This window comes from Streptomyces sp. NBC_01352, from assembly GCF_036237295.1.
GTDB classification, from domain to species: Bacteria; Actinomycetota; Actinomycetes; order Streptomycetales; family Streptomycetaceae; genus Streptomyces; species Streptomyces plumbiresistens.
Window position 1 is genome coordinate 11,246,609 of the sequence record NZ_CP108354.1, and the last position, 19,897, is coordinate 11,266,505.

Below are 19,897 nucleotides of genomic sequence, written 5' to 3' on the forward strand. Positions count from 1 at the left end.
GGGCTGTGCCGGGGCCGTTCCCCACGTTTCGTCACCCTTCCTGGGCTGATGCGTTCGGCGCGTGACGTCCCTGAGCGAGCATCGGCATGCCCACGCACATGAGGGTGCGGCCGCGGCCGGCTGCCTGCTGCGGCCGGTCAGGACGCGACCCGCACGACGGTCGGGACCTGCGCCCGTGCTGCGGGGCGACCTGCGCGGCCGGACGGTCGGCGCGGCCCCTTCGTCTTCGCTGCCCCGCCGGCGCCCGACCGGCCTCCTTCGGTGTTCATCGGCGTGGACTCCCCGGCGAACACGGTCTGCATGTCGTCGTGAGCGAGCGACAGAGCCGGCAGCAGGGGCTGCTCCCGGTGTGTCCTGCCGTTGCGGGCCGCTTCGGATGCCAAGTAGCCCTTCACCCCGCCTGCGATGATCTCCTCGACCGTGGCGGACGGCAGCAGCGACAAGAAATGCTTCCACTGCTGCTCGCGGACAGCCGGACTCTGCTCGGGTGCCGGCCGGGCGGATGTCAGGCGCTGCAGGCGGCGCAGGGCGGCCTGACGGCGAAGGGCGTTCCACTCGTCCGGCACTTCCTGCGCGGCCGTGGCCGCAGCGGAGGCGCTGCTGATCCTGGTGAAGGCGGCCGTCCACGCGGTGTGCTGCTCGAGCGGGACGCCGCAGCCGGTCAGGAAGGCCTGCAGCTGCTGGACGTCGGCCGGGATGGTGTTGCGGTTAACGATGCGGGCGGCGCTGCTGACTGGCAGAGCCAGCGGGTTGCCCGAACGTTCCCTGATCTCACGCAGACTCAAGGCACCCGCCTGCTCCCACACCACCTCCAGTGCCCGGCTCAAGTCGGCAGCGTCCGCGATGAGTTCGGGCCTCGGAGCCCGCAGTTGCGCCAGCCGGCCGCGTTCTTCGACGCGGGCCTCGCGCCACAGGGCGCCCGCGGCCCGCACCGCCTCCTGGCCGCCGTCGCAGCCCTCCACATACGCCTCGGCCGTCGCACGTTTGGGAACCACGGTCCCGGAGGCAGCCCGCTTCAATGTGGCCGGCGATAGCCCCGTCCGGCGGGCCAGCGTCTCGTATGTGATGCCGGCCGTTTCCCGCCACTGGCGCAGGTGCTCGGCCAGCCGTCCGCGGGCAGGTCGGCTGTGGTCCACGGGCTTGTCTCTGCGTCCCATACGGCGGCCGCCTACTTCCCGGCCGTGGCGCGCAGGACCGCGCTGGCCAGCCCGGCAAGGCGGCGGCGGCCGCCGCCGGCGGCGATCGCCGCGACGCCCAGGGCGCCACAGCCCCCCAGCAGGATGAAGACGTCCTGCAGTGGCATCCCGGTGACGTGCAGGATGCTTCCCAGGACGGGGAAGGAGACGGCGGTGAACGCTTGCGGCGCACCGAAACGGGGGAGGGGATCCGTCTGGCTGGCCTCGGTGCGAGGCGCACGGGTGCTGTCGATCGACATGCGAAGTCCTTTCAGCAGCCCCGGGGCCAAGGCGCGGCGATTCCGGGGCGGGTGAGCTGCTACTGGCTGCAAATCCCTTTGGCGCAAGGGCGATTGGCGTCACCGCTTGCACCGGGCATGTCTCCATCATTCCAGTCCCGGGCCGTTTGCCGCAGGAAGATCGACGACCTCAATACGCCGTATTGGCGAAATGACCGTTTTTTGGTTCCCTGGTGTCCAAGGGAGCGGTTCTCACTCCCTCACCACGCCTCACCGCCGTGGCACCGCCTGAACAGCGCTGCCGCCGCGACGCCGTGCTCGCCGGTCGCGTGCCGTGCCGGGATGGTTCATCCGTGTCCATGCTCGGCTTGCCGCAACCCCCCTCTATCAGTGATGGTGGGCCGCAGAACACCACGAGGCCGGTCTTCCGGCCCGCGAACGTCCTTGACTGCTACTGGCTGCAACCGAAGCTGACAGGGACACCCGGCAGGCTTACGTTGGCGCGTGAACTGCCCGCACCAAGCCGGCGCCCGTCAACACGGCGCCGGCTTACTCGCGTCCACCGCCGTTCGCCAAAATCCCGCCGTTGGCCGCTGTTCCACCGCTGCAGGGAAGCCGCTGTCCTCTCGCGCGCTCGCCTACGGGGGCTTCACACCCGGCCCGGCAACCGCCGAGTACCGCCCGTAGGCCCGCAGCAGCACAACACGATCTGCATCACTCACATGGCGCCGGAAGAGGCCTGGCACGCCCTTCCTGCCGTGATGGCCCGTCATGGATGGGATCGGGGCCTCTGGCGACGGCCGAGCCGCCCGGTGAGGGTGTGCTGCCATGCCTGGTCGGTGGCCGGGAGGGCAGCGTGGCAGATACGGGTGAGGGTGCCGTCGGCCAGCCAGCTCAGGTAGCGGAGCCGGCAGGTCTGGAAGGGGCCCAGGGCCTGGGGGAGGCGTGGCCAGGCCTGCCGGGTGCAGGTGATGTGGATGATGGCTTCCAGGATCTGCCGTTCGCTGCGGCGGCGGCTGCCGGTTCGTGGGGGCGGGGGCAGTAGGGCGGACAGGGTGTGCCAGGCGGTGTCGCTGATCCGCGGCTGCCACACCGGTACTTTGCCGGCCAGCGCGTTCAGTTGGCCGATCAGGTCCTGCTGTTGTGGGTGCGGCAGTGGCTGCCGGTCCTGCTGCTCGGCCAGCCAGGCGGTGGCCTGCTCGGTATCCGGTGCGCCGGGCCACCAGGCGAGGCCGTCGGGGAGGCCGGCCAGGTGGTGGCGGCAGGCCCACCACATGCGCTGCCAGGCGACCGGCCACGGGGGATCCCACCAGGTGTCGATAGCGGTCAGTTGCCGGCCCAGGCGGGTGGGCCGGCCGGTGGCGTGCTGGCGGTGGCGCTGGGAGTTGAGCCAGTTGCCCAGGGCGAAGCCGTCGTCGGTGCGGGTGGGCTTGGAGACGGCGAGGTGGCCGTGGCGGGCGGCGTAGGCGCGGGCCTGGGCCAGGCCGTCGGCGGCCGGGCGCCGCCGGCCGGGCCAGGCGTTGAACCGTTCGGCCTCGGCCGCGGTCAGCCCGAGCTCGGCGAGCAGCTGCTGCTGGCCGTCGTGCAGCTGCGGGTAGTGGGTGATCTGGTGGCGCAGCCACCGCTCCAGCCAGCGCGGCAGCCCCTGCAGGTTGTCCCCGCCGTGCACCGGCCCGTGCTCTTCCACGTGGGTGCGGGCGCGGTACCAGGCGCGCTGCCAGCCGACCGGCCACGGCGGATTCCACCACGCATCCAGCGCGTCGAGCTGCGCCGCCTGCCGGCGGGTCAGCGACGCCGCGTCGGCCCGCCGGTTGGCCAGCCACCGCCCCAGATCGAAGCCCGCACCGGCCGCGGTGTGGGGGAGCGCCAGGTGTCCCACGCGTGCCGCGTGTGCCCGCGCGTGCTCGAGCCCCTCGGCGAACAGCTCCTCGTGCTGCCGGGCAAGGCCCTGACCCTGCCCGCTGCGCCGCGGCACAGCCGGCTCCGCCCGCCACCCTCCCGCCCCCGCCCCCGCGTCCGGCACTGCCGCACCGCCTGCACCCGCGCCGGTATCGAAGGCGGCTGCCGGCAGACGCAGGCCCGGGCCCACCTCCACGGGCCGGTGCGCGCTGCGCACCCACCACATCCCCCGCCCAGGCGGCGGCAGCATCCCCGCGGGCCGGCGCTGCTCGCGGGCCACCGCCTGCACCCACATCGACAACGGCCCTGCCTGATCAGGCTGTTCGACATCCCCCAGCCAGTCCCGCCCCAGCCGGGCACCCAACACGGCCACGAACCCCTCACCGCCCGGCCTGCGCACCAGAGCCGGCGCCGCGCCCCGGGCAGCCAGCTCCCGCACCGCCGGATCGCTCAACGCCGCCGCCACCGTCACCACCTCGGGAAAGACCACCACGTCCCGCACCAGCAGCCGCCACTGCCGCTCGCCCCAGCCCGCCGGCCCCGGATCCCGCCGGCAGGTGGCCGCCACTACCTGCTCCAGACGCGGCCCCCACACCCTCTCCCGCGCCCAGAACTCCTCCCGCTCCCACCACCCGCACACCACCGCCCGCGCCAGCGCGAACACCTCCCCGCCCACCACACCCACACCCGCGCCCGCCCGAGCCCGGACCAGCCGGCCAAAACGCCGCTGCGCACCGTCCAACTCCCGCCCCAGGCCCCCGACATCGGCGAACTCCCACGGATGCCCCTCACCCGCATCCAGCAGCCACCGCCCATGACGCACACACAACCGCCGCCACCGCGCCCGGTACACCCACACCCGCCCCGCCCCCGCCCCCGCCCCGCGTCTGGCCGCACACAGCCGGCAGCCGGACACCACCGGCCCCCACTCCGAGGACCCCACCCGCCACCGCGCCCACCCTTGCCCCCCACCGCCACGGCCGGCCAGCGCTGCAGGCCCCGCCGACCACGACGGCAACGCCCACGCCAGATGCCCGCCCGGCACCCGGCACCAGCCGGCCAGCTGCTCCTGCGCCGCCTCGTCGAGAAGCACCTCGCCGTCCGGGCGCACACCGCGCCCTGGATGCATGGGATTCGCCCACCGCCACCACGCCGTCAGGTCGCCGGCCTGCAGCCCGTAGGCGGCCGCGACCCGGTGCAGGAACGACCACGTCGTCTCACCGGACACCGGCACCACCCGCAACACTCCACGCACACCCTCACTCGCCTTCCGGTGCAGTTGCCCGGCCCGGGGCCCTGACGGCACAGCCAGAACTGCTGCAGCAGCCCTCTCAGCAGGCCGCGGCTCTCGTCGGGATCCAGGCTGCCCTGCTGCCATGACGTCCCACCGCTTGTTCCAGGCACAGGGCACTGGCCGCTGCTCCACGCAGACCACATCGGACAGGCCGGACTCTTTCCGGACGGTCCACACCGACACAGGCCCAGCACGCCCTGCGCACCGAGGCCGACTTCGAGATGCCGCACGAGTCGTGAGGACGGGCTGTCCAGGGGCTGCCGCTGATGTGACCGGCCTGCATGGATCCGACGCACATCCGCGTCCGTGGCGATGGTCACCGACGATTCTGCCCGCCGCCAGCCACTGACCAGGACGCGACCCCGGTTCCCTGGCCCTGGAACTCGAGGTGTTCGAGGGCGGTGAATTCCGGGCGCGGCGGCCGATGTCCCGCGCAGGTGCTGGGCTTCATCGGACACCCGCAGTGATTGAGTGATAGGTAAGGGCATCATGCGCGGCATGTTGCATCGGACTCCGCAGCTTGCCGCCGTCGACCGACACGTGCTCCACGAGGTCACTGTCATGCGCCGTGACCTGCGCCAGGTCGTCCAGCAAAGTCCCGCGAAGTGGACTGCTGATCTGCGGCGGTCACTGACCGCCTCGGCGATCGCGGCGTCCAACACCATCGAGGGCTACCGTGTCGACCCCGTCGACGTGGCCGATCTCCTCGACGGTGAGCGGGAAGGGGTGGATGCAAGCGAGGAAGACAAGGCAGAAACCCTCGCCTACCAGCAGACGTTGACGTACATCCAGTCACTGTGGGACGTGGAGGACTTCGCGTACTCCAAAGGGCTGCTCAACGCCCTGCACTGGATGCTCCAGGGCCATCACCATCCGCACCGTCCCGCCGGCCGGTGGCGGCAGAAACCCATCTTCATCACGGCGGCCGGCAACCCGCACGCGACCGAGTACGAGGGCCCCCACGAGCGGTATGTCCCACATCTGATGGGCGAGCTGGTGGCCTGGCTGAACGAGGGCGACCTCGAAGCCGATCCGCTGGTGCGCGCCGCGATGGCCCACCTGAATCTGGTGAAGATCCACCCGTGGATCGACGGCAACGGCCGCATGTCACGCAGCCTGCAGACCCTCCTGATCGCCCGGGAAGGCGTGCTGGCCCCGGAGTTCTCCTCGATCGAGGAATGGCTCGGCATGCCCGGCAACACCTGGGAGTACTACAAGATGCTGCGGGAGGCAGGGGGGCCGATGTACTCCCCCGAACGCGACACCCTGCCCTGGGTGCGCTTCAACCTGCGCGCCTACCACGAGCAGTCCCAGCGCGTGCAGCACCGCGTCAAGCGCTCCACCGACTGCTGGATCGCCCTGGCCGAGCACACCGAGCGCTTCAGCCTCGCCGAACGCCAGATCACCGCCCTGCACGAAGTCGCGATGACGGGCCGTGTGCGCCGCTCCCGCTACGAAAAGGCCGAAGTTCTCAGCAACCAGCAAGCCGTCCGCGACATCCAGGCCCTGACCCGGACCGGCCTGCTCACCGCGGTCGGCAACACCAAAGCCCGCTACTACATCGCCGGCCCCGCCTTCCCGCCCGACGTCCTGGAAACCGCACACCGGCGCCACACCATCACCGGCCCCTACCAGCCCCACTAGATCGCAGCAGTCCAAGGCCAATGATCGAAGACGGTCAGGGAACGCAGGACGGGTTGATCGGTCCGGGCGTGCTTCGGCTCAACAAGCAGGTGCCGGACCTGCGGCAGGCGTCGGGTCAGTAGTCGAGGTCGAGGTAGTCGATGTCGTTGAGGGTGACGTCGGAGAGTCCCATGGCGCGGGCTCCGCTGTCCTGGAAATAGATCTCTTTGAGTCCTTCGGCGATGATCTGGCGCATCTGCTGGTCGCTGGCTCCGGCGTCACGAGCGTTGAACAGGCGTTGTGCGTAGGCCGGGGGGAGGTGGACGGTGAGGCGGCGGAAGCGTCCGTCGTCGGTGGTGCCGACGGGTGCGGTGTACCCGAAGCGGGCCCTGGTCTCCACGGTGATCCCGGTCGTGGTGGCGGCTTGTTGCTGTCGGCGTTTGCGGACCTGGGGCTGCCACCGCTGCCGTACGGCGGCGTCGATCCGTTCGGCGATGGCTTGGGGCGGGTGCTTGCGTTCGCCCTTGCGGTAGCGCTCCACCGACCGCTGGCTGACCCCGATCTCCTGGGCAACGGCTTTGGTCGTCTTGAGCTGCTTCATCAGGAAGTTGATGCGTGCCTGGAGTGTCTTGGGCGGCTGGCGGGTGAAGGCTTCCCGGTCGGCGCGTTCGATGGCGTCGTCGATCTCTCCCACAGCGTCTACTCGCCTTCGTCCAGGACGGCGTCGCCGCCCTTGATGTGGCGGGCGGGGTTGTAGCCCTGTTCCATCAGGTCGACGGCCCAGAGCATCGACTGGACGCCCTCGAGCTTCGCCAGGCCGGGTGTGGGTCCGAGGCGGAATCCGCCGGGCTGGGGCTTGCCGGAGGCGGCGTAGGGCAGGAAGTCCAGCGGGCTCTCCCCGGGCGAGGGGTAGACGACGCAGTCGGAGAGTACGGCGAGCGGGTACAGGCCCGTCATCGCCGCCATGTTGCGCAGCTTGCGGTGCATGTTGATGCGGGCCTTGGAGATGACGGCGGCGCGGATGTCGGGGCGCCAGGTCGGCCGCTGGAGGGCCGGCCACCGCTCGCCCTCCTTGTACTTCTTGCCCTGGGGGCGTTCGCGGAGCTTGCCGATGCCGCCCTTGACGGTGGCCTTGATGGCGGCGAGGACGGCGGCCATGGCGGGGTCGGCGTCCTTGTGCTGTTCCATCGCGGTGAGGAAGGCGCGGTCGTCGAGGTCTTTGGTGACGCCGAGGTCGGCGAGGGTGTCGACGTAGGCGTTCTTCAACCGGTCGTGCCACGGGTCCAGGTAGGCGCCGGTCTCCCGTCGTAGGTACCCCTCCAGGGGCTGGACGTTGTAGCCGAGTTCCTGGGCGTAGGCGACGGTGTGCGTCTGGTACCAGGCCGGTCCTGTCGGACGGGTGCCGTCTGGCGTGAACGGTGAGGGCAGGCGCGGGTCCACCTCGACGTGGGACAGATCGACCAGCCAGCTCCCGGGGATCTTCGGGTTGAAGGCCGGGGCATGGAAGTGGTCCGGGGCGGACAGCCCGACGACCAGGCGGGCCGCGGCGGCGAGGAACGCGGTGTTGAGGTCCAGGCCGACCGCGAAGGGCAGCGTGCACTCCTCATCGGTGAGCAGGTCCACCGGCCGCGCCCACTGGTACGCCTCCTCGTTGAGGAAACCGCCGGTCCAGCCGGAGTTCACGACGACGGGGTGCTCGGGGGTTGCCTCCGGTGGCGCCGGGTCCATCGGCTCCGTCCCCAGCGAGCCCGGGTTGTGGCCAGGCACCCAGTTCCCGCTCGCTTCGTCGCGCACCGCGCGGGTGGGCGGGCGCAGCGCGGTCATCAGCTCCAGCCCGGACACGGCGGTGGAGCCGCGTGGGGTGATGACCCGAGTCGCATACACACCGAGGACGCGGGCGACGTCGGCCGGCTCCATCTGAGTCACGCCGGGCCAGGACCGCTCATCGAGTGCGTCCCAGGACAGGACAGCGAGCTGCACGCATTGCCGCTCGCGCCCCTGCGCCTTGCGGTAGATCCTTGCCCAGGGGCCGAACCCGCGCTGGGTGAGCCGCCACTTCGCCTTCACCACCTGCTTGACCACCGGATGATCCTCCGGGAGGCGCAGGGAGCGGCGCTGCTCGTGGCCTTCCAGGCGCTCGGGGAGCCCGAGCTTCACGGCGGCCGCGGCCGTGAGCACGATCAGCGGGTCGCTGTCCTTGCCGTTGCGGTGCAGGCGCGGCGCACCGAGGCCGGACTCGCGCAGCGTCCACTCCACCAGCTCCACCACGGTGGTCGCCGGGCAGTCGAGCAGGATGCCGCCCGTGCCGTACGCGCAGCCGTCGCCGTCCAGGACCGCGAGGGGGCCGTGCGGGAAGCGCGGATCGGCTGCGGGCTGAGCCGCTTTCTTCGCGGCCGGACGGCGCGATGCCGCGGCCGGCGGGGTGGCGGGACGTGCCGGTCCCGTGGCTGGAACGGCGAGAGCCCGCGGGGCGTCTGCCGTCTCCACCTCGGACGCGGCCGTCTCACTGGACGCCGCTGGCACCGGCGCGGCTGCCGAGGCGGCACCGGGGGCGGGATACTTCGCCGCCCACCCGTTCAGCAGCCGCTGGTAGGCATCCAGCCGCGGCGACTTCGGCTCGCTTCGGCCGTTCTCCCAGTTCTTCACCGACTGGGTCGTCGTCTTCAACGCGGTGGCGAGGCGGGCCTGGGTGATGCCGGCAGCCTCACGCAGCCGGGCCCGCTCCGCCGGAGGCGGGAGGTGCGGCTCCTCGTTCAACAGAGCGTCGACGGACGCGAACAGCTCTTCCTCAGATGCCATTACCTGCACCTTCACGTCAGGACTTACTTAACCAAAAACTTATCCCACTCCTTAGCCTTACTGTGCCCATTCCAATCCCACCGCGGCGAGCGCGGCGAGTTTCTCGGCGGTGAGCTTGGCGCGGCGCCCCTTCTGATTCATGATCCACACTCCAAGCTTGACGGGGTGCTCTTGGCCGTCGACCTCGACCGCCTCTACGTGAGCTCTGGGGACGGCCACCGACCCCGTGCGGGCCTTGTACTGCGCCAGGGCCGCAACACCCCGCTCAAAGGCCCCCACGGGCGTCGTGGACGGCTTCGGGAGCTCCGGGGCCGGAGGCGTGATGCCGAGCTGCTCCAGGCGCTCGCGCTGCCCGTCGTGAAGGGCCTGCCAGACCTCCGGCTTGCGCTGCCGGGCCAGCCACTTCCCGATGTCCATGCCGTGGACCGTGAGGCCGGGAAGGACGTCGGCCTGGCCCTCTTCGTCGGCCACCAACTCGCGCAGTGCGGCGTAGTGCCGCTGCCAGTCCGCCGGCCAGGACGGGTTCCAGTCCGCGTCGACGGCTTCCAGCGCGGTCTTCCACTCGGGGTGGTCATCCAGCGCACCGGGCCGCCGCAAATTCGCGAGCCACATCCCCAACGGCCTGTCCAGCATCGCTGCGGACCTGGGAGCGCAGAGTGTCCAGTGCTGGTCGTAGTAGGCCTTGGCGGCTTCCAGGTTCTCCTGGAACCGTTCATCCGCCAGGGACCAGACCATGCCGAGCTGTTCGAGTCGCCGCGCGCGCTGGCCGGTCATCTGCCCGGCTGCGTAGGCGCGTCGTTGTTCTGCGACCCATTGTCCAAGTGGTGTGGCGCCCTCGCGGTGTCCGTAGGGCACGCGGGCGTTCCCGACCCGTTCGACGTACGTCTTCAGCTTCGCCCAGCCACGGGCCCAGTCCTGGCGTTCGGTGTCGATCACGTTGAAGGAGACCCAGTCCGCGACCATCACGGGATCCCTGGGGGCGGCGAAACGGAGCAGCAGCCGTGATTCTTCCTCGCCGTCTTCTGGCGCGACGCCGATGTTCACGGACGGCTGCGCGACGTCCTTCTGAGGCTCCTGGGGGATGGCGAGCAATTCGACGGCCTCTTCATCGTGGGCCCGCAGCCCTTCCAGGACTTTCACCAGGGGCCGGTAGGAGCCGGAAGTGAACATGTCCTCGGGCTGCTCTCCGGGCTGGAGGAAGACGGGCACGATCAAAGAGGCGAGCTTGCCCTGTCCAGGCTTTTGGCGAAGTGCCCGGCCGATGGCCTGGACGATGTCGTGCGGCGCTCCCTTCGGGTCCAGTAGGGCAACTGAATCCACGCTTCGAATATCGACACCCTCGCCCAGGACCCGGCAGTTGGAGAGCACGGCGCGCTGCGCCGTGGACCCGAACGAACCCAGGACCTCTCGCCGGCGTTCGGGGACGTGCTCGCCGCACAGCCAGTCCGCCCAGATCCGCTTCGGGTAGGTCTCGGGCTGGTCGGCGTGCAGCTTCGCCGCGACGCGCTCCAGGCCCTCCGCGTAGGCCTGTGCCTCGATGGTCCGGTGGTGGAAGGCGATGCACGTCTGCAGGTCGTGCTGCGCCATGGTGTGCAGCAGCGCGGCCTGGAGGGCGCCGAGGCGCTGCCCGCGGACCTCTTCGGTGTGCCGCTCCTCGCCCATCAGCTTCTTCGGGGTGACGACCGGATCCTTCAGCTCCAGCACGATGATCTGGTACCGCGCCAACAAGCCCCGGGAGACGGCAGATGCGAGCGACAGCTTGTACAGGACGGGCCCGAAGACCTTCTCGTCATCCATGGACGCCGCCATCTCGCGCGGCAGTGGGTCCCGCACCCCCTCGGCAACCTCGCGGTTCAGCCGCTCCTCCCAGATCCGCGGCGTCGCCGTCAGGTACAGCCGCCGGTACGCCGGGATGACGGTCTGGTCATGGATGTCCGCCCACGCCTTACCCATCGAGCCACTTGTTCGGTGGGCCTCATCAACTACAGCGAGGTCTACCGGGGCCAACTTCTGGCCGTAGGTGCCCTCGAACGCCTCCGCGAGGACGCCCAGGGAGGCGTAGGTGACGTAGATGGTCACGGGCCCCGTGCCGTGCCACAGCGCCAGCTGGATCGGGTTCGTGGTGGCGCGCACCTTCATGCTCCACAGCTCCGGGTCGTCCTGGAGCGAACACACCGCCACCGCCGGCCCCTTGTGCCCGGCCTCGTGCCACGCCTTCACCGTCTGCGCCAGCAGATCCAACGTCGGCACCAGCACGAGAATGCGCCCCTTCGGCACCAGCCGCTTCGCCGAAGCCGCCGCCATAATCGTCTTCCCCGTGCCACACGCCGCGTGCAGCTGCCCGCGCAGGCCGTGGAAGGGAATCCCGCCCGTCGGAACATCGAAGCCGCGCATGATGGCATCAACGGCCTCGACCTGATGGGCACGTAGTTTCACAATTGCCCTTGCCTCTTCCCTTGGGCTTCCAGTCCTCTAGGGGTGTCGGGAAGCGCTGCAGCATCTATGTGAGGGTTCCAACCCCCGTGACAGACGAGGCCAGCCAGGCGCCTGGCTGGCCCTTCCGCCGAGGGTGCGGGGCTGCCCGAGTGAGCCCCTTCTGCTGTGTGGCAGGCCTGGTTAGGCCGCCCGGTTGTCGGGGTGGTCCTTCTTACGGTGGTTGGCGATGCTGGCGGGGGCGCCGCTGTAATCGCAGTCAGTGCACTTCTTCCACGAGCAATTCGGGTCGGTGACGGCGGCGTGGCGGACTGAGTGGTGCGATCCGTAGCCATGGGCGTGGAGCAACTGTGCTACAGACCCGTCGTACTTGAGCGCCATGAGCGCTGCTTCGGCGATTTTGTCGTGGCCGGCGGCGAAGAACTTGCCGAGGCCGACATCCTTCCCGCAGCCGCACCAACACTTGCCGGTCGGGATGAGGCGGGGCTTCTCATTGTCTGGCATGCACCCAAGGTAGCAACCCTTGGGTTAGTGTCAAGGAATGCGTCCAAGGATGGAATCCAAGGGGGCAATCCAAGGGATGCATGCGACGATGCTCCTAGGTTAGTGAGTCGCGGGAACCGTCCGTCGTCGGTCGTGCCGATCGGCGCGGTGTACACGAACCGGGCCCGGGTCTCCACGGTGATGCCGCCCGTGGCGGCGGCCTGCTGCTGCCGGCGCTTGTGGACCTGCCACCGCTGCCGTACGGCGTCGTCGATCTAGGCCCTGGCCGTCCTGGACGACCTGCCGGAGCATGCCCGGGAGATGGTGCGCGACGTCCTGGACATCGCCGGCCGCGACCCGTGGTCCTTCCCGCCCTTCAACGCCCGCGATCCCGAGGGCGAGGACGTGCGCTCCGCCTCGGTCGGACAGGTCACCGCCGTGTACTGGATCAACCGCCCCGCCGGACGCCTGTACGTCATCGACATCGTCTGGCTCGGCTGATCCAGCCTCGAACGACGCTCACATGCAATGCAGGTGAAGCCGATGCCAGGCCTTGAAGGCGTGGGCGATCGGCTTCACCTGGGCAGGTGCGCCAACACCTGCATCTTTTCCCTGTGTGCGCCGGTTGGAGCCAGTAGCAATCAGGGCGGACCGGACCTGCAGTGCAGATCGCGCTCCGTGGTTAAGAGCATGACCCAGGCCATCCGAGATCATTCGGCATCAAGCGGTGCGGTATTGAATCAACCCAGCTCAGGAGCTTGGCCCGCTACCGACACAGTGGAGTGAAGTAGCAACCCTAGAACACGCTCTGCGCGCCTCGTACGGGTCGACGATCACGGCTTTGACCTGCGGTTTCATCCCGTTCGTGCACGTCAGAACGGTTGTCAGAGGGGCATGGTAGGACCTCGTGCAGGGCGTTGACCTGCGGATTCATCGGGCTCTCGGTCTCTGCAGTCCGGTCGATGCGCGACAAGGTGTGGTTCTAGGGCGACTTCGTCGCATTGGATCGCTCGTGAATCAACGCTTTGACCGACTGTTGGTTGTGCCGTACGGGCTGAGACGCTTTGGGGCAACAAGTCCTTTCGTGTGAGTGGGAGCGCCAACTCTCGCTGTGTGTGCGGAGGGATCAACGGTTGGAGCCGAGTAGCACCGTCCGGCGACCAGAAGATCGCCGGACGGTGATTAGGGAGACTTCATGGGCGTCAAGCCCTCCACCGCGGCGACGGCGGCCGCCATGCCGAAGGCGTCCGGCCTCGACGTCATATCCGTGCCCGCGATGGCTACCGACACGGTGCCCTTCGTGCGCGAGACCACCTCCACGAGCGGGCGCTTCGGCATGCCGCACGCGCTCGTGATCATCGTGTGCATCGCCACGGCGGCGATCCTCGCCCCGCCCGACATGGGCGTCAGCGACATCCTGCTGCTCATGTCGGGCGCCGGGGCCATCGGCGCCGTGGTCGTCGTGACGGTGGTGAGCGGCGGCCGCGGCACCGGCGGCCGGATCGGCCGTTTCATGCGCGCCTACTTCACCTCGGGGAACTGAGGCCGTCATGGGACGCCCTGAGAAGCCGGTGGACCGTACGGTCCCGGCGCGCGCGAAGCTCGCGGACTTCCTGCGCGGCCTCAAGGCCGACGCCGGCATGACCTACGAGCAGATGGCCAAGAAGACGAACGGCCTGCCGTCGAAGGCGACGCTCGAGCGTGCCGCCTCCGGCACCTCCGTCCCGACCTGGGACACCGTCGTCGTATTCGTCACGGCCACCATGACGGCCAATGGATGGCTCATGAGCACCAGCGATCCCATGATCCGCGCCCGGAAACTGTGGATCTGCGCGCGCCGGGCCACCCGGGCGCCGTACTACCTCCACAAGGCGCCCGACCCCCGCCTCGTCTCCACCTCGGCGGACCTCAGCCGGGCTCTTCGCCACCAGCACATCTGGGCCGGCTACCCCACTCCTGGCGAGATGGAGCGGATGTCCGGGCCCGGCGAGCTGCCCGCCAGCACCACCCGCCGCATCATCAAGGGCGACATCCTGCCCATCGACCCCAAGCAGGCCATCGCCTTCCTGAAGGCGTGCGACGTACTCGTGCGCGCCGACCTCGAATCCTGGCTCGCTGCAGCGAGCCGAGCGCTCAAGCACGACAGCGCACCCAGCCGGACGAACATCAACCAGTGGATCAGGGCCCACAACCTGCTCCCCGAGCTCGATGACACCCGCGAGGAAGAGCTCGACGAGCTACTTGTGTACCGCGAGAAGAAGGAGCTGGAGCGGGCGGCGTAAATTCGGGCTGACGGAAAGCACCCCCCAGACGTGATCTCGTCCGGGTGGCTACGTAACTGACGTGCGACAACGCCCCGTCCCCGGCATTGCAGCGGTACTGCTGCCCGGTCTGGTTGCGGTGGTGGTCCGCCGAGGAACCGACGTGATGTGGATGGCGCAGCCGCCGATTCAGGTGTCGCCGACAGGGAACGGCGAGGTGGAGATCGCTGTCGCCGGGGCCACGGAGGAGGACCAGGTGACCGCCTTCTCCGCGGCGGACACTCGGGCTTTCCTCGACCAGCTCCGAGCCGAGTACGGCCCCAAGTAGCCGCGTTCGTGAACTGTGGGCCCACGCCGGTGACGGGATGGGCCCACAGCTTTACCTGCTACTCGTCGCCAGGAGTCGTCTGGTTGTCCCTGGTCGCAGCGCGGCTGCGGGCTTTGCGGAATGCCCAGGCGCCGATGGTGACAACGAGAGTGGCGCAGAGGCTGCCAAGGAACTCGGGCAGAGCCGCGGAGAACAGGCCGATCACGAAGACGCTCCATCAGTGTGTGCGAACTTCCGCACTGACGGGGCGGCTTTCCGCAACGGGCATCGGCCGCTCCAGCGATCTTGCGATCACCAGGCGGTTCACCCGCTCGGATTGGCTAGGGCGGGCCAGCACGTTGCGTGCCCTCCGGCGGTCACGAGCCGCCTGTCGGGCGTGATCCCGACGAGAGCTGAAGGCAGATTCCCACGACGAAGGCGCCGAGGTAGGTGACTCTCACCGAATCGAGGTGTGGTCCGCGTCACGCATCAGACGGCGTCCGGGCGGGATCAACCGCTCTGCCCGCGGAGGTGATCACGTCGGATAACTCCGCCTCCATTATCCGTCGCGACAGAAGCGGGCATAGTGGACGCGTCGAAACGGGTGCGACGAAGGGAAGGGGACCACGTGAGCAAGCACCCCGACCTGCCTGACACGCTGGTCCACTTCACCGGCCGGCCCCGCGGGCGGAAGGACCTGCCGCCCGCATTCGCGCTGGGCACTCCCGAGGAGCGCATGCTGCGCATCCTGCACAGCGGCGTGCTGCGCGGATCACTGGACTACTGGTCGGACGCCCCGGTGATCTGCTTCAGCGAGCTCACGGAGGACGCCCGCCGCGTCATGCTCCGCGACGGCTGCGGGCCGCGGGGTCCGTACGAGCCGTGGGGGCTCATGCTCGACCGACAGCAGCTCATCCAGGCAGGAGCCCGGCCCGTCCTCTACCTCTCCGCCGAGGAGATGGGCGAGACGGGCCAGCTGCCCACGCGCCTGCGTAATCGCCGGGTGCGCTACGACCCGGGCAGCTCCGACTGGCTGCACGAACGGGAGTGGCGGCTCTGCTTCGAGGGCGGGGACGACCCTGTGCTGCCCGTCACGCCGCAACTTGTCGTCGGTCTCATCGTGGGCAACCAGGGCTGGACGCCGCAGCCCCGCAGTCTGAGCCCCTCGGAGATGCTCTCCCAGTGGGAGATCTCGGTGCAGGCCGTGCGGCGGGCGATGGAGGAAAACAGAGACCTGCCCTGGCAGAGCATTCCCGTGCACGCCCCCACCATGAGCTTTGCCCGACCCGCAAACGGCCTGCCCCGCTGGTACTGGAACGGCCAGGAGCTCGTGCCGGACGGCATCATCGACATCCAGACGCAGGAATGGGAGGCGGTGACCCGCTGGGCCGGTGTCCTGCCGGGGCCCAGCGTCACCGTCCATCCCGAAGAAGTCTGGGATGAGCTGCGCGGTGACGGCCGTGTCTGAGACGTCGGATCCCGACGAGGTCCATCCCTTCGCCCCGACGCTTCCACCCGCCGGCTGCCGAGGCCGAGGACCCGGCCGCGAGGCCGCCGCCGAGATCACCCCGGACAACACCGTTAGCTAAGTCCGAGCTGAGCGGCGTTTCATAAGGTGGTCGCTCACGAAACACCCCGTCTGACGCAGGCCGAGCTGGGTCCTTTGTGTTCCACGGGTTGTTTCGAGTACTCCGGTCGAACAAATGCGGGCGCGCGTGGATGCCGGTGTCCCACCGCGGCCCTCGCCCGAGCGGCTGGGGAGGGCCGATGTCACGTCGCAGGCGCGGTCTTCGGCAGCATGACCACCATCTCGTTGAGGACCGCGTTGAGGCGGATGGGCTCGGGAAGGTCGTCCATGCTGATGCGAGGGACGGTGTGGCTGATCGGCCGGTGCATCACGTCGTCGGCGATGTCCTTGAAGGCCGCGAGCCTCTGCGCGTGGTTCTTGTCGTTGCGCTTCATGCTGAACACGTGCTGGGCCGCCACGCGCTTGAAGTCGGTGTGCCCGAAGACCGGCGGGATGTGGTCCAGGATCGAGCGAATCATGGCGGCGCAGGCATATGGGTTCTCCGCGACGTAGGCGTCGTTCAGGCCCTGGCACAGGGCGATGAGCTTGTGCACCTTCCACCGGGTCGTCGCGGCCACCGTCTCCAGGTCGGCCATGAGGTCGACGTCGACGTACGCGCCCCGGCTCGGCTCCGCAGCCACGGCCTCCTCCTGTACGACGGTCGGGGCGTACTGGGCGGCGTTCGCGGCGACGATCTCGCAGGTCTTCTCGATGTACTCCTCCACGGTGTGCATGCCGCGGAACTGCATGACGCTGCGGGTGACCTCCCGCTCCCAGGACCCGTCGCCGAGATGGACGCCCCCAGTGCTGATGGCCGGCTCGTAGGAGAGCAGGTCGGGCAGCGCCTTGACGAACCACGGTCGCAGGTCGGGGAGCGTGGTCGTCAGTTCGCCGGAGCGCAGGATGACGCTGGGGACCTCGTCGGCGACGAGCGGCCTGCTGATGTACCGGTCGATCATGTGGCGGAGGGTGCGCATGAACGGCTCACCGACTGTCATCCGCCCCTTGGGCAGCCTGGAGGCGCCGGCGACGGTCAGCCGTACCCGGTGGCCCGGGTCGATGGGCGCGCGCATGGGGACGGTGTAGCCGTAGCCGGAGGCGAACGGAGCCTCGTTGCCTACGCGCGGCAGCGAGTGGAAGACGGCGTCGGCGTCCTGGCCGCGCATGTCGAACACGTGCTGCACGTTGGCCCACAGCGGCCACTCGCCCGTCTCGTTCCACGGCTGGGCGATGGCGGAGAGCAGGCTCCGCTGGTCCGGCGTGAGCGTCACGTTGAGGAGCGTATTCAAGGAAACCCCTTGGTGCGAGGCGAGTTCCGTTTCGCCATAGACGTCGTCCAGCGAAATCCCGGCGGCACGCGCGAGTTTGTGAAGGGTGGTCACCTGCATGCGGTGCATGTCGCCGAATCGGTGCGGAGGTGCGGGACTTGATCAGGCGGGCGCCGGTCTCGGGGTGGCAGCCGGCCATCAGGAAGCGGGCGACCTGCTTGCCCTCCTCGTCGAGCTCGGCGCCTTCGACGATACCAACGGCCTCCAGACCGCTGCCCATCCAGAGCAAGGCGGTCCCGCCCTCGGAGCGCAACCGGTAGTCAACGGCTTGGTCCTCGCCACAGTCCAGGACGACGCTCTGTTCGCCGTCGAACGCGACCACGGCGCATCCGGCCTGCTCCTTGAGCCGGTACTCGACCTGCGCGTCCTCCGTGATCTTCGTGACCCAGGCCACCAGCCGCCCCTCCCCGTACTGCGCTCCCCGCGCGCTTGTGCTTCTCACCCGGCCTGCCGGGTTCTCCGCGAGGGAACCCCCTTTGTCCTTCCCCTCTATTTGATCATCACCAAGGAGCTGTCGGGCACTACCCGGCTCCGTCACCGGCGGACGGGCGGCGAGACGACCGGAGAAGAAGCCGGGGGCGTAGTCGACGGTGCCGCGGACGAAGGAGCGCCGGTCTGGTCGGCGGGAGGGGACTGCGTCGGGGCCGTGGAGACCGTCGACGGCACGGTGGTCTGGAAGACCGACGGGTCCTTATCCCAGATGAGGTACAGGACGGTGACGATGCCGAGGCCGACCAGGATGGCCGCGCCCAGCCTCGGGTTTCGGTAAGCGATGTAAACGCCGACCCCGCCAAGGGCCAGAGCAACAATGAGGGGCAGCGTCATCGATGCCACCTCAGTCCTCGACGGTAATTAATGAACGAATAATCCATGTGGTCCTCCTTGGCCTCTCAACATGAGGACGGAGCCACGAGCCCCAAACTTTCACGTGGGCCACAAACGACGAAGGGCCCGGCCCCCCTGTGTGGTCGAGCCACGCGGGGGCCGAGCCCTCCTTATGTCGGTAAGAGTGTCTGACTTGACCACACCCTCCGCTCTCCGACACCGAGCGAAGGGTGTGGTCCCCCGAATCAGACGGCTTACCGACAAGGGAACCTTCTATTGTTCAACTACGGTGTTGCGACTGTTGATTTGGTGCTTTTGCTGCTACTAGCAGCGGTCTTTGATTCCATTGTTGTTGTTGATGGGATGGTATGCGGCACTACTGAGTGTCGCTCAATCCGTGCTCTAATCTCGTTCCCGCCGAACAGTTTTGTTCAGCGATTCTCTGGATTTCGTGGATGCTCCGCAGAACGCTGGGCCGCTCCGCAGAGAGATCGAGCGCAAGGTCATCGACGATTGCGACGGCCACTTCGTCGCCAGCTTGAGCCGCGTGGAGCCACCACACATAAGCTGCTTCTTCGTCGTCTACCTGCTCTACGATCTCCGCTATTCTCCTATACAAGCCTCCCTTCTCCTGATCCTTCTCCGATGTAACCGCGAGGAGGACTCCTCGCAGCTCGTCCCAGAGATCCTGGAGGACCTCCTGGACGACTTCCTCGGCTACGGCCGACTGTGGGTAGCCACTCGAACTGGCTACACCGCAGGCTGCCCGCCCCCGAGCAATCCCTATCTTTGAGAAAAACTCATTAAGGAATTGCTCGGGGTCGGGTCGGTCGCCTGAGGAAGGTTGGGAGTAGTGCGCCACGGTGAGCCGATCAACGACATCCACTATGGCTTCCTCCCTTCTTAGTTCCCCTTGTAGGCTTCCTCAAGAGCCTTGAGAGCTCTCTTCTCGTAGCGGCGCGCAGTTGCCTCCGAGATCCGGAGAATTGCAGCCACCTCTACGATGCTGTACTCCCGCGCATAGCGCAGGTGGATGACCAGACGCCAAGTCGGATTCAAGCTATGAAGGACATCGAGCGTCCTGCCAAAGCTCTCCTCGTCATCGACGCGCAAGTAGTCGTCGCCGTTCTCGACTTCTTTCCTGGCATCTTTTTCTTCTCGCCGCGCCCGGCTTGTCTCGCTTCGGATAGCATCTATCGCGGAAGAGACAACGCACTTGCGCGAATAAGCAGGGTTACTCCATACTATGTTCCTGAAATTTTCCTCAGGCCACTTCTTCCAAAACTTCTCCAGAACGTTCTGGAGTGCATCCTGTGCATCCCAAGGGTTGCCAGTGATGCGGAAAGCGGTCCGCAGAAGGTGCGCCGAGTTCTCTTCGCAGTACTTGCCGAAATCGGCGCCGAGGTCATCCAGGGATATCTCCACTGCTGCGTGAGTGGCTTTCTCACACTCAGTGGAGGTCAGACCCGGTGTTGTGGCTGCCAGGCCTGTCGACTCGTCGGCGGTTTGGGACGCTGTGAACGTCCCACCTACCTGCGAGTCTTCAAAGCGGTCGTCGATCTGCACCGACGGCCCCCTTCCCGGTAAGACCGGCTCGGGCCCCGATGCCCAGTGGGGACCGAGTCCGATGGACCAGGGGCGGGAAACCCCTGGCCTGTCAAAGA

The 19,897-nt window shown here is 68.5% G+C and carries 17 protein-coding genes and 1 pseudogene; 6 read left to right on the forward strand and 12 right to left on the reverse strand.

What is annotated here, in order from left to right:
- Positions 1-137: 137 nt before the first annotated feature.
- From OG252_RS51860 to OG252_RS51870, 3 genes are all read right to left on the reverse strand, one after another.
- Positions 138-1,157 carry a helix-turn-helix domain-containing protein gene (locus tag OG252_RS51860; RefSeq protein WP_329332709.1) on the reverse strand — a complete coding sequence of 340 codons (1,020 nt, stop codon included), beginning with the start codon at positions 1,155-1,157 and terminating at the stop codon, positions 138-140.
- Between the two features lie 11 nt (positions 1,158-1,168).
- Positions 1,169-1,435 (reverse strand): hypothetical protein, encoded by a 267-nt coding sequence (locus OG252_RS51865; protein WP_329332707.1) that lies wholly within the window; start codon positions 1,433-1,435, stop codon positions 1,169-1,171.
- A 748-nt stretch (positions 1,436-2,183) separates the two neighbouring features.
- Positions 2,184-4,568 (reverse strand): Helicase associated domain protein, encoded by a 2,385-nt coding sequence (locus OG252_RS51870; protein ID WP_329332705.1) that lies wholly within the window; start codon positions 4,566-4,568, stop codon positions 2,184-2,186.
- A 537-nt stretch (positions 4,569-5,105) separates the two neighbouring features.
- On the opposite strand from OG252_RS51870, the gene OG252_RS51875 reads away from it, so the two are divergent.
- Positions 5,106-6,251: a Fic family protein gene (locus OG252_RS51875; protein ID WP_329332703.1), complete on the forward strand. Its 1,146-nt coding sequence runs from the start codon at positions 5,106-5,108 to the stop codon at positions 6,249-6,251.
- Positions 6,252-6,366: 115 nt separating this feature from the next.
- Here OG252_RS51875 and tpg read toward each other — a convergent pair whose 3' ends face one another.
- The 5 genes and pseudogenes from tpg to OG252_RS51900 all read right to left on the reverse strand — a co-directional run.
- Positions 6,367-6,924, reverse strand: coding sequence for a telomere-protecting terminal protein Tpg (gene tpg / locus OG252_RS51880; protein WP_329332701.1), 558 nt, complete (start codon positions 6,922-6,924; stop codon positions 6,367-6,369).
- A gap of 5 nt (positions 6,925-6,929) precedes the next feature.
- Positions 6,930-9,029, reverse strand: coding sequence for a telomere-associated protein Tap (gene tap / locus OG252_RS51885; RefSeq protein ID WP_329332700.1), 2,100 nt, complete (start codon positions 9,027-9,029; stop codon positions 6,930-6,932).
- A gap of 57 nt (positions 9,030-9,086) precedes the next feature.
- The gene (locus tag OG252_RS51890; RefSeq protein WP_329332698.1) at positions 9,087-11,465 is read right to left on the reverse strand and encodes a DEAD/DEAH box helicase; all 2,379 of its coding nucleotides are present in this window, start codon (positions 11,463-11,465) and stop codon (positions 9,087-9,089) included.
- Between the two features lie 180 nt (positions 11,466-11,645).
- A complete protein-coding gene (locus tag OG252_RS51895; RefSeq protein ID WP_329332696.1) occupies positions 11,646-11,966 on the reverse strand; it encodes a hypothetical protein in 321 nt (106 codons plus the stop codon).
- Between the two features lie 101 nt (positions 11,967-12,067).
- A pseudogene (locus tag OG252_RS51900) lies at positions 12,068-12,220 on the reverse strand (telomere-protecting terminal protein Tpg); the annotation flags it as partial.
- A 46-nt stretch (positions 12,221-12,266) separates the two neighbouring features.
- Here OG252_RS51900 and OG252_RS51905 point away from each other — a divergent pair.
- From OG252_RS51905 to OG252_RS51925, 5 genes are all read left to right on the forward strand, one after another.
- Positions 12,267-12,446, forward strand: coding sequence for a hypothetical protein (locus OG252_RS51905; protein WP_329332694.1), 180 nt, complete (start codon positions 12,267-12,269; stop codon positions 12,444-12,446).
- A gap of 694 nt (positions 12,447-13,140) precedes the next feature.
- Complete coding sequence (locus tag OG252_RS51910) at positions 13,141-13,488, forward strand: hypothetical protein (RefSeq protein ID WP_329332692.1); 348 nt, start codon at positions 13,141-13,143, stop codon at positions 13,486-13,488.
- Between the two features lie 7 nt (positions 13,489-13,495).
- A complete protein-coding gene (locus tag OG252_RS51915) occupies positions 13,496-14,227 on the forward strand; it encodes a hypothetical protein (protein ID WP_329332691.1) in 732 nt (243 codons plus the stop codon).
- A gap of 61 nt (positions 14,228-14,288) precedes the next feature.
- Positions 14,289-14,534, forward strand: a complete 246-nt coding sequence (locus OG252_RS51920; RefSeq protein ID WP_329332689.1) for a hypothetical protein — start codon at positions 14,289-14,291, stop codon at positions 14,532-14,534.
- A 607-nt stretch (positions 14,535-15,141) separates the two neighbouring features.
- Complete coding sequence (locus tag OG252_RS51925; RefSeq protein WP_329332687.1) at positions 15,142-15,981, forward strand: hypothetical protein; 840 nt, start codon at positions 15,142-15,144, stop codon at positions 15,979-15,981.
- A gap of 302 nt (positions 15,982-16,283) precedes the next feature.
- Here the strand turns inward: OG252_RS51925 and OG252_RS51930 are convergent, their stop codons facing one another.
- The 4 genes from OG252_RS51930 to OG252_RS51945 form a co-directional block, all read right to left on the reverse strand.
- Complete coding sequence (locus tag OG252_RS51930) at positions 16,284-17,351, reverse strand: hypothetical protein (protein WP_329332685.1); 1,068 nt, start codon at positions 17,349-17,351, stop codon at positions 16,284-16,286.
- A gap of 591 nt (positions 17,352-17,942) precedes the next feature.
- The gene (locus OG252_RS51935) at positions 17,943-18,233 is read right to left on the reverse strand and encodes a hypothetical protein (protein ID WP_329332683.1); all 291 of its coding nucleotides are present in this window, start codon (positions 18,231-18,233) and stop codon (positions 17,943-17,945) included.
- A 376-nt stretch (positions 18,234-18,609) separates the two neighbouring features.
- On the reverse strand, positions 18,610-19,119 hold the full coding sequence (locus OG252_RS51940; RefSeq protein WP_329332681.1) for a hypothetical protein: 510 nt from the start codon (positions 19,117-19,119) through the stop codon (positions 18,610-18,612).
- A gap of 17 nt (positions 19,120-19,136) precedes the next feature.
- Positions 19,137-19,799 carry an RNA polymerase sigma factor gene (locus OG252_RS51945; protein WP_329332679.1) on the reverse strand — a complete coding sequence of 221 codons (663 nt, stop codon included), beginning with the start codon at positions 19,797-19,799 and terminating at the stop codon, positions 19,137-19,139.
- Positions 19,800-19,897: the final 98 nt, after the last annotated feature.

What these genes read in the sequence shown, in the direction of transcription:
- OG252_RS51935 (WP_329332683.1), bottom strand. Translation starts at nt 18,233, where the DNA reads ATGACGCTGCCCCTCATTGTTGCTCTGGCCCTTGGCGGGGTCGGCGTT.
- OG252_RS51875 (WP_329332703.1), top strand. Translation starts at nt 5,106, where the DNA reads ATGTTGCATCGGACTCCGCAGCTTGCCGCCGTCGACCGACACGTGCTC.
- OG252_RS51860 (WP_329332709.1), bottom strand. Translation starts at nt 1,157, where the DNA reads ATGGGACGCAGAGACAAGCCCGTGGACCACAGCCGACCTGCCCGCGGA.
- OG252_RS51905 (WP_329332694.1), top strand. Translation starts at nt 12,267, where the DNA reads ATGGTGCGCGACGTCCTGGACATCGCCGGCCGCGACCCGTGGTCCTTC.
- OG252_RS51910 (WP_329332692.1), top strand. Translation starts at nt 13,141, where the DNA reads ATGGGCGTCAAGCCCTCCACCGCGGCGACGGCGGCCGCCATGCCGAAG.
- OG252_RS51865 (WP_329332707.1), bottom strand. Translation starts at nt 1,435, where the DNA reads ATGTCGATCGACAGCACCCGTGCGCCTCGCACCGAGGCCAGCCAGACG.
- tap (WP_329332700.1), bottom strand. Translation starts at nt 9,029, where the DNA reads ATGGCATCTGAGGAAGAGCTGTTCGCGTCCGTCGACGCTCTGTTGAAC.
- OG252_RS51915 (WP_329332691.1), top strand. Translation starts at nt 13,496, where the DNA reads ATGGGACGCCCTGAGAAGCCGGTGGACCGTACGGTCCCGGCGCGCGCG.
- OG252_RS51895 (WP_329332696.1), bottom strand. Translation starts at nt 11,966, where the DNA reads ATGCCAGACAATGAGAAGCCCCGCCTCATCCCGACCGGCAAGTGTTGG.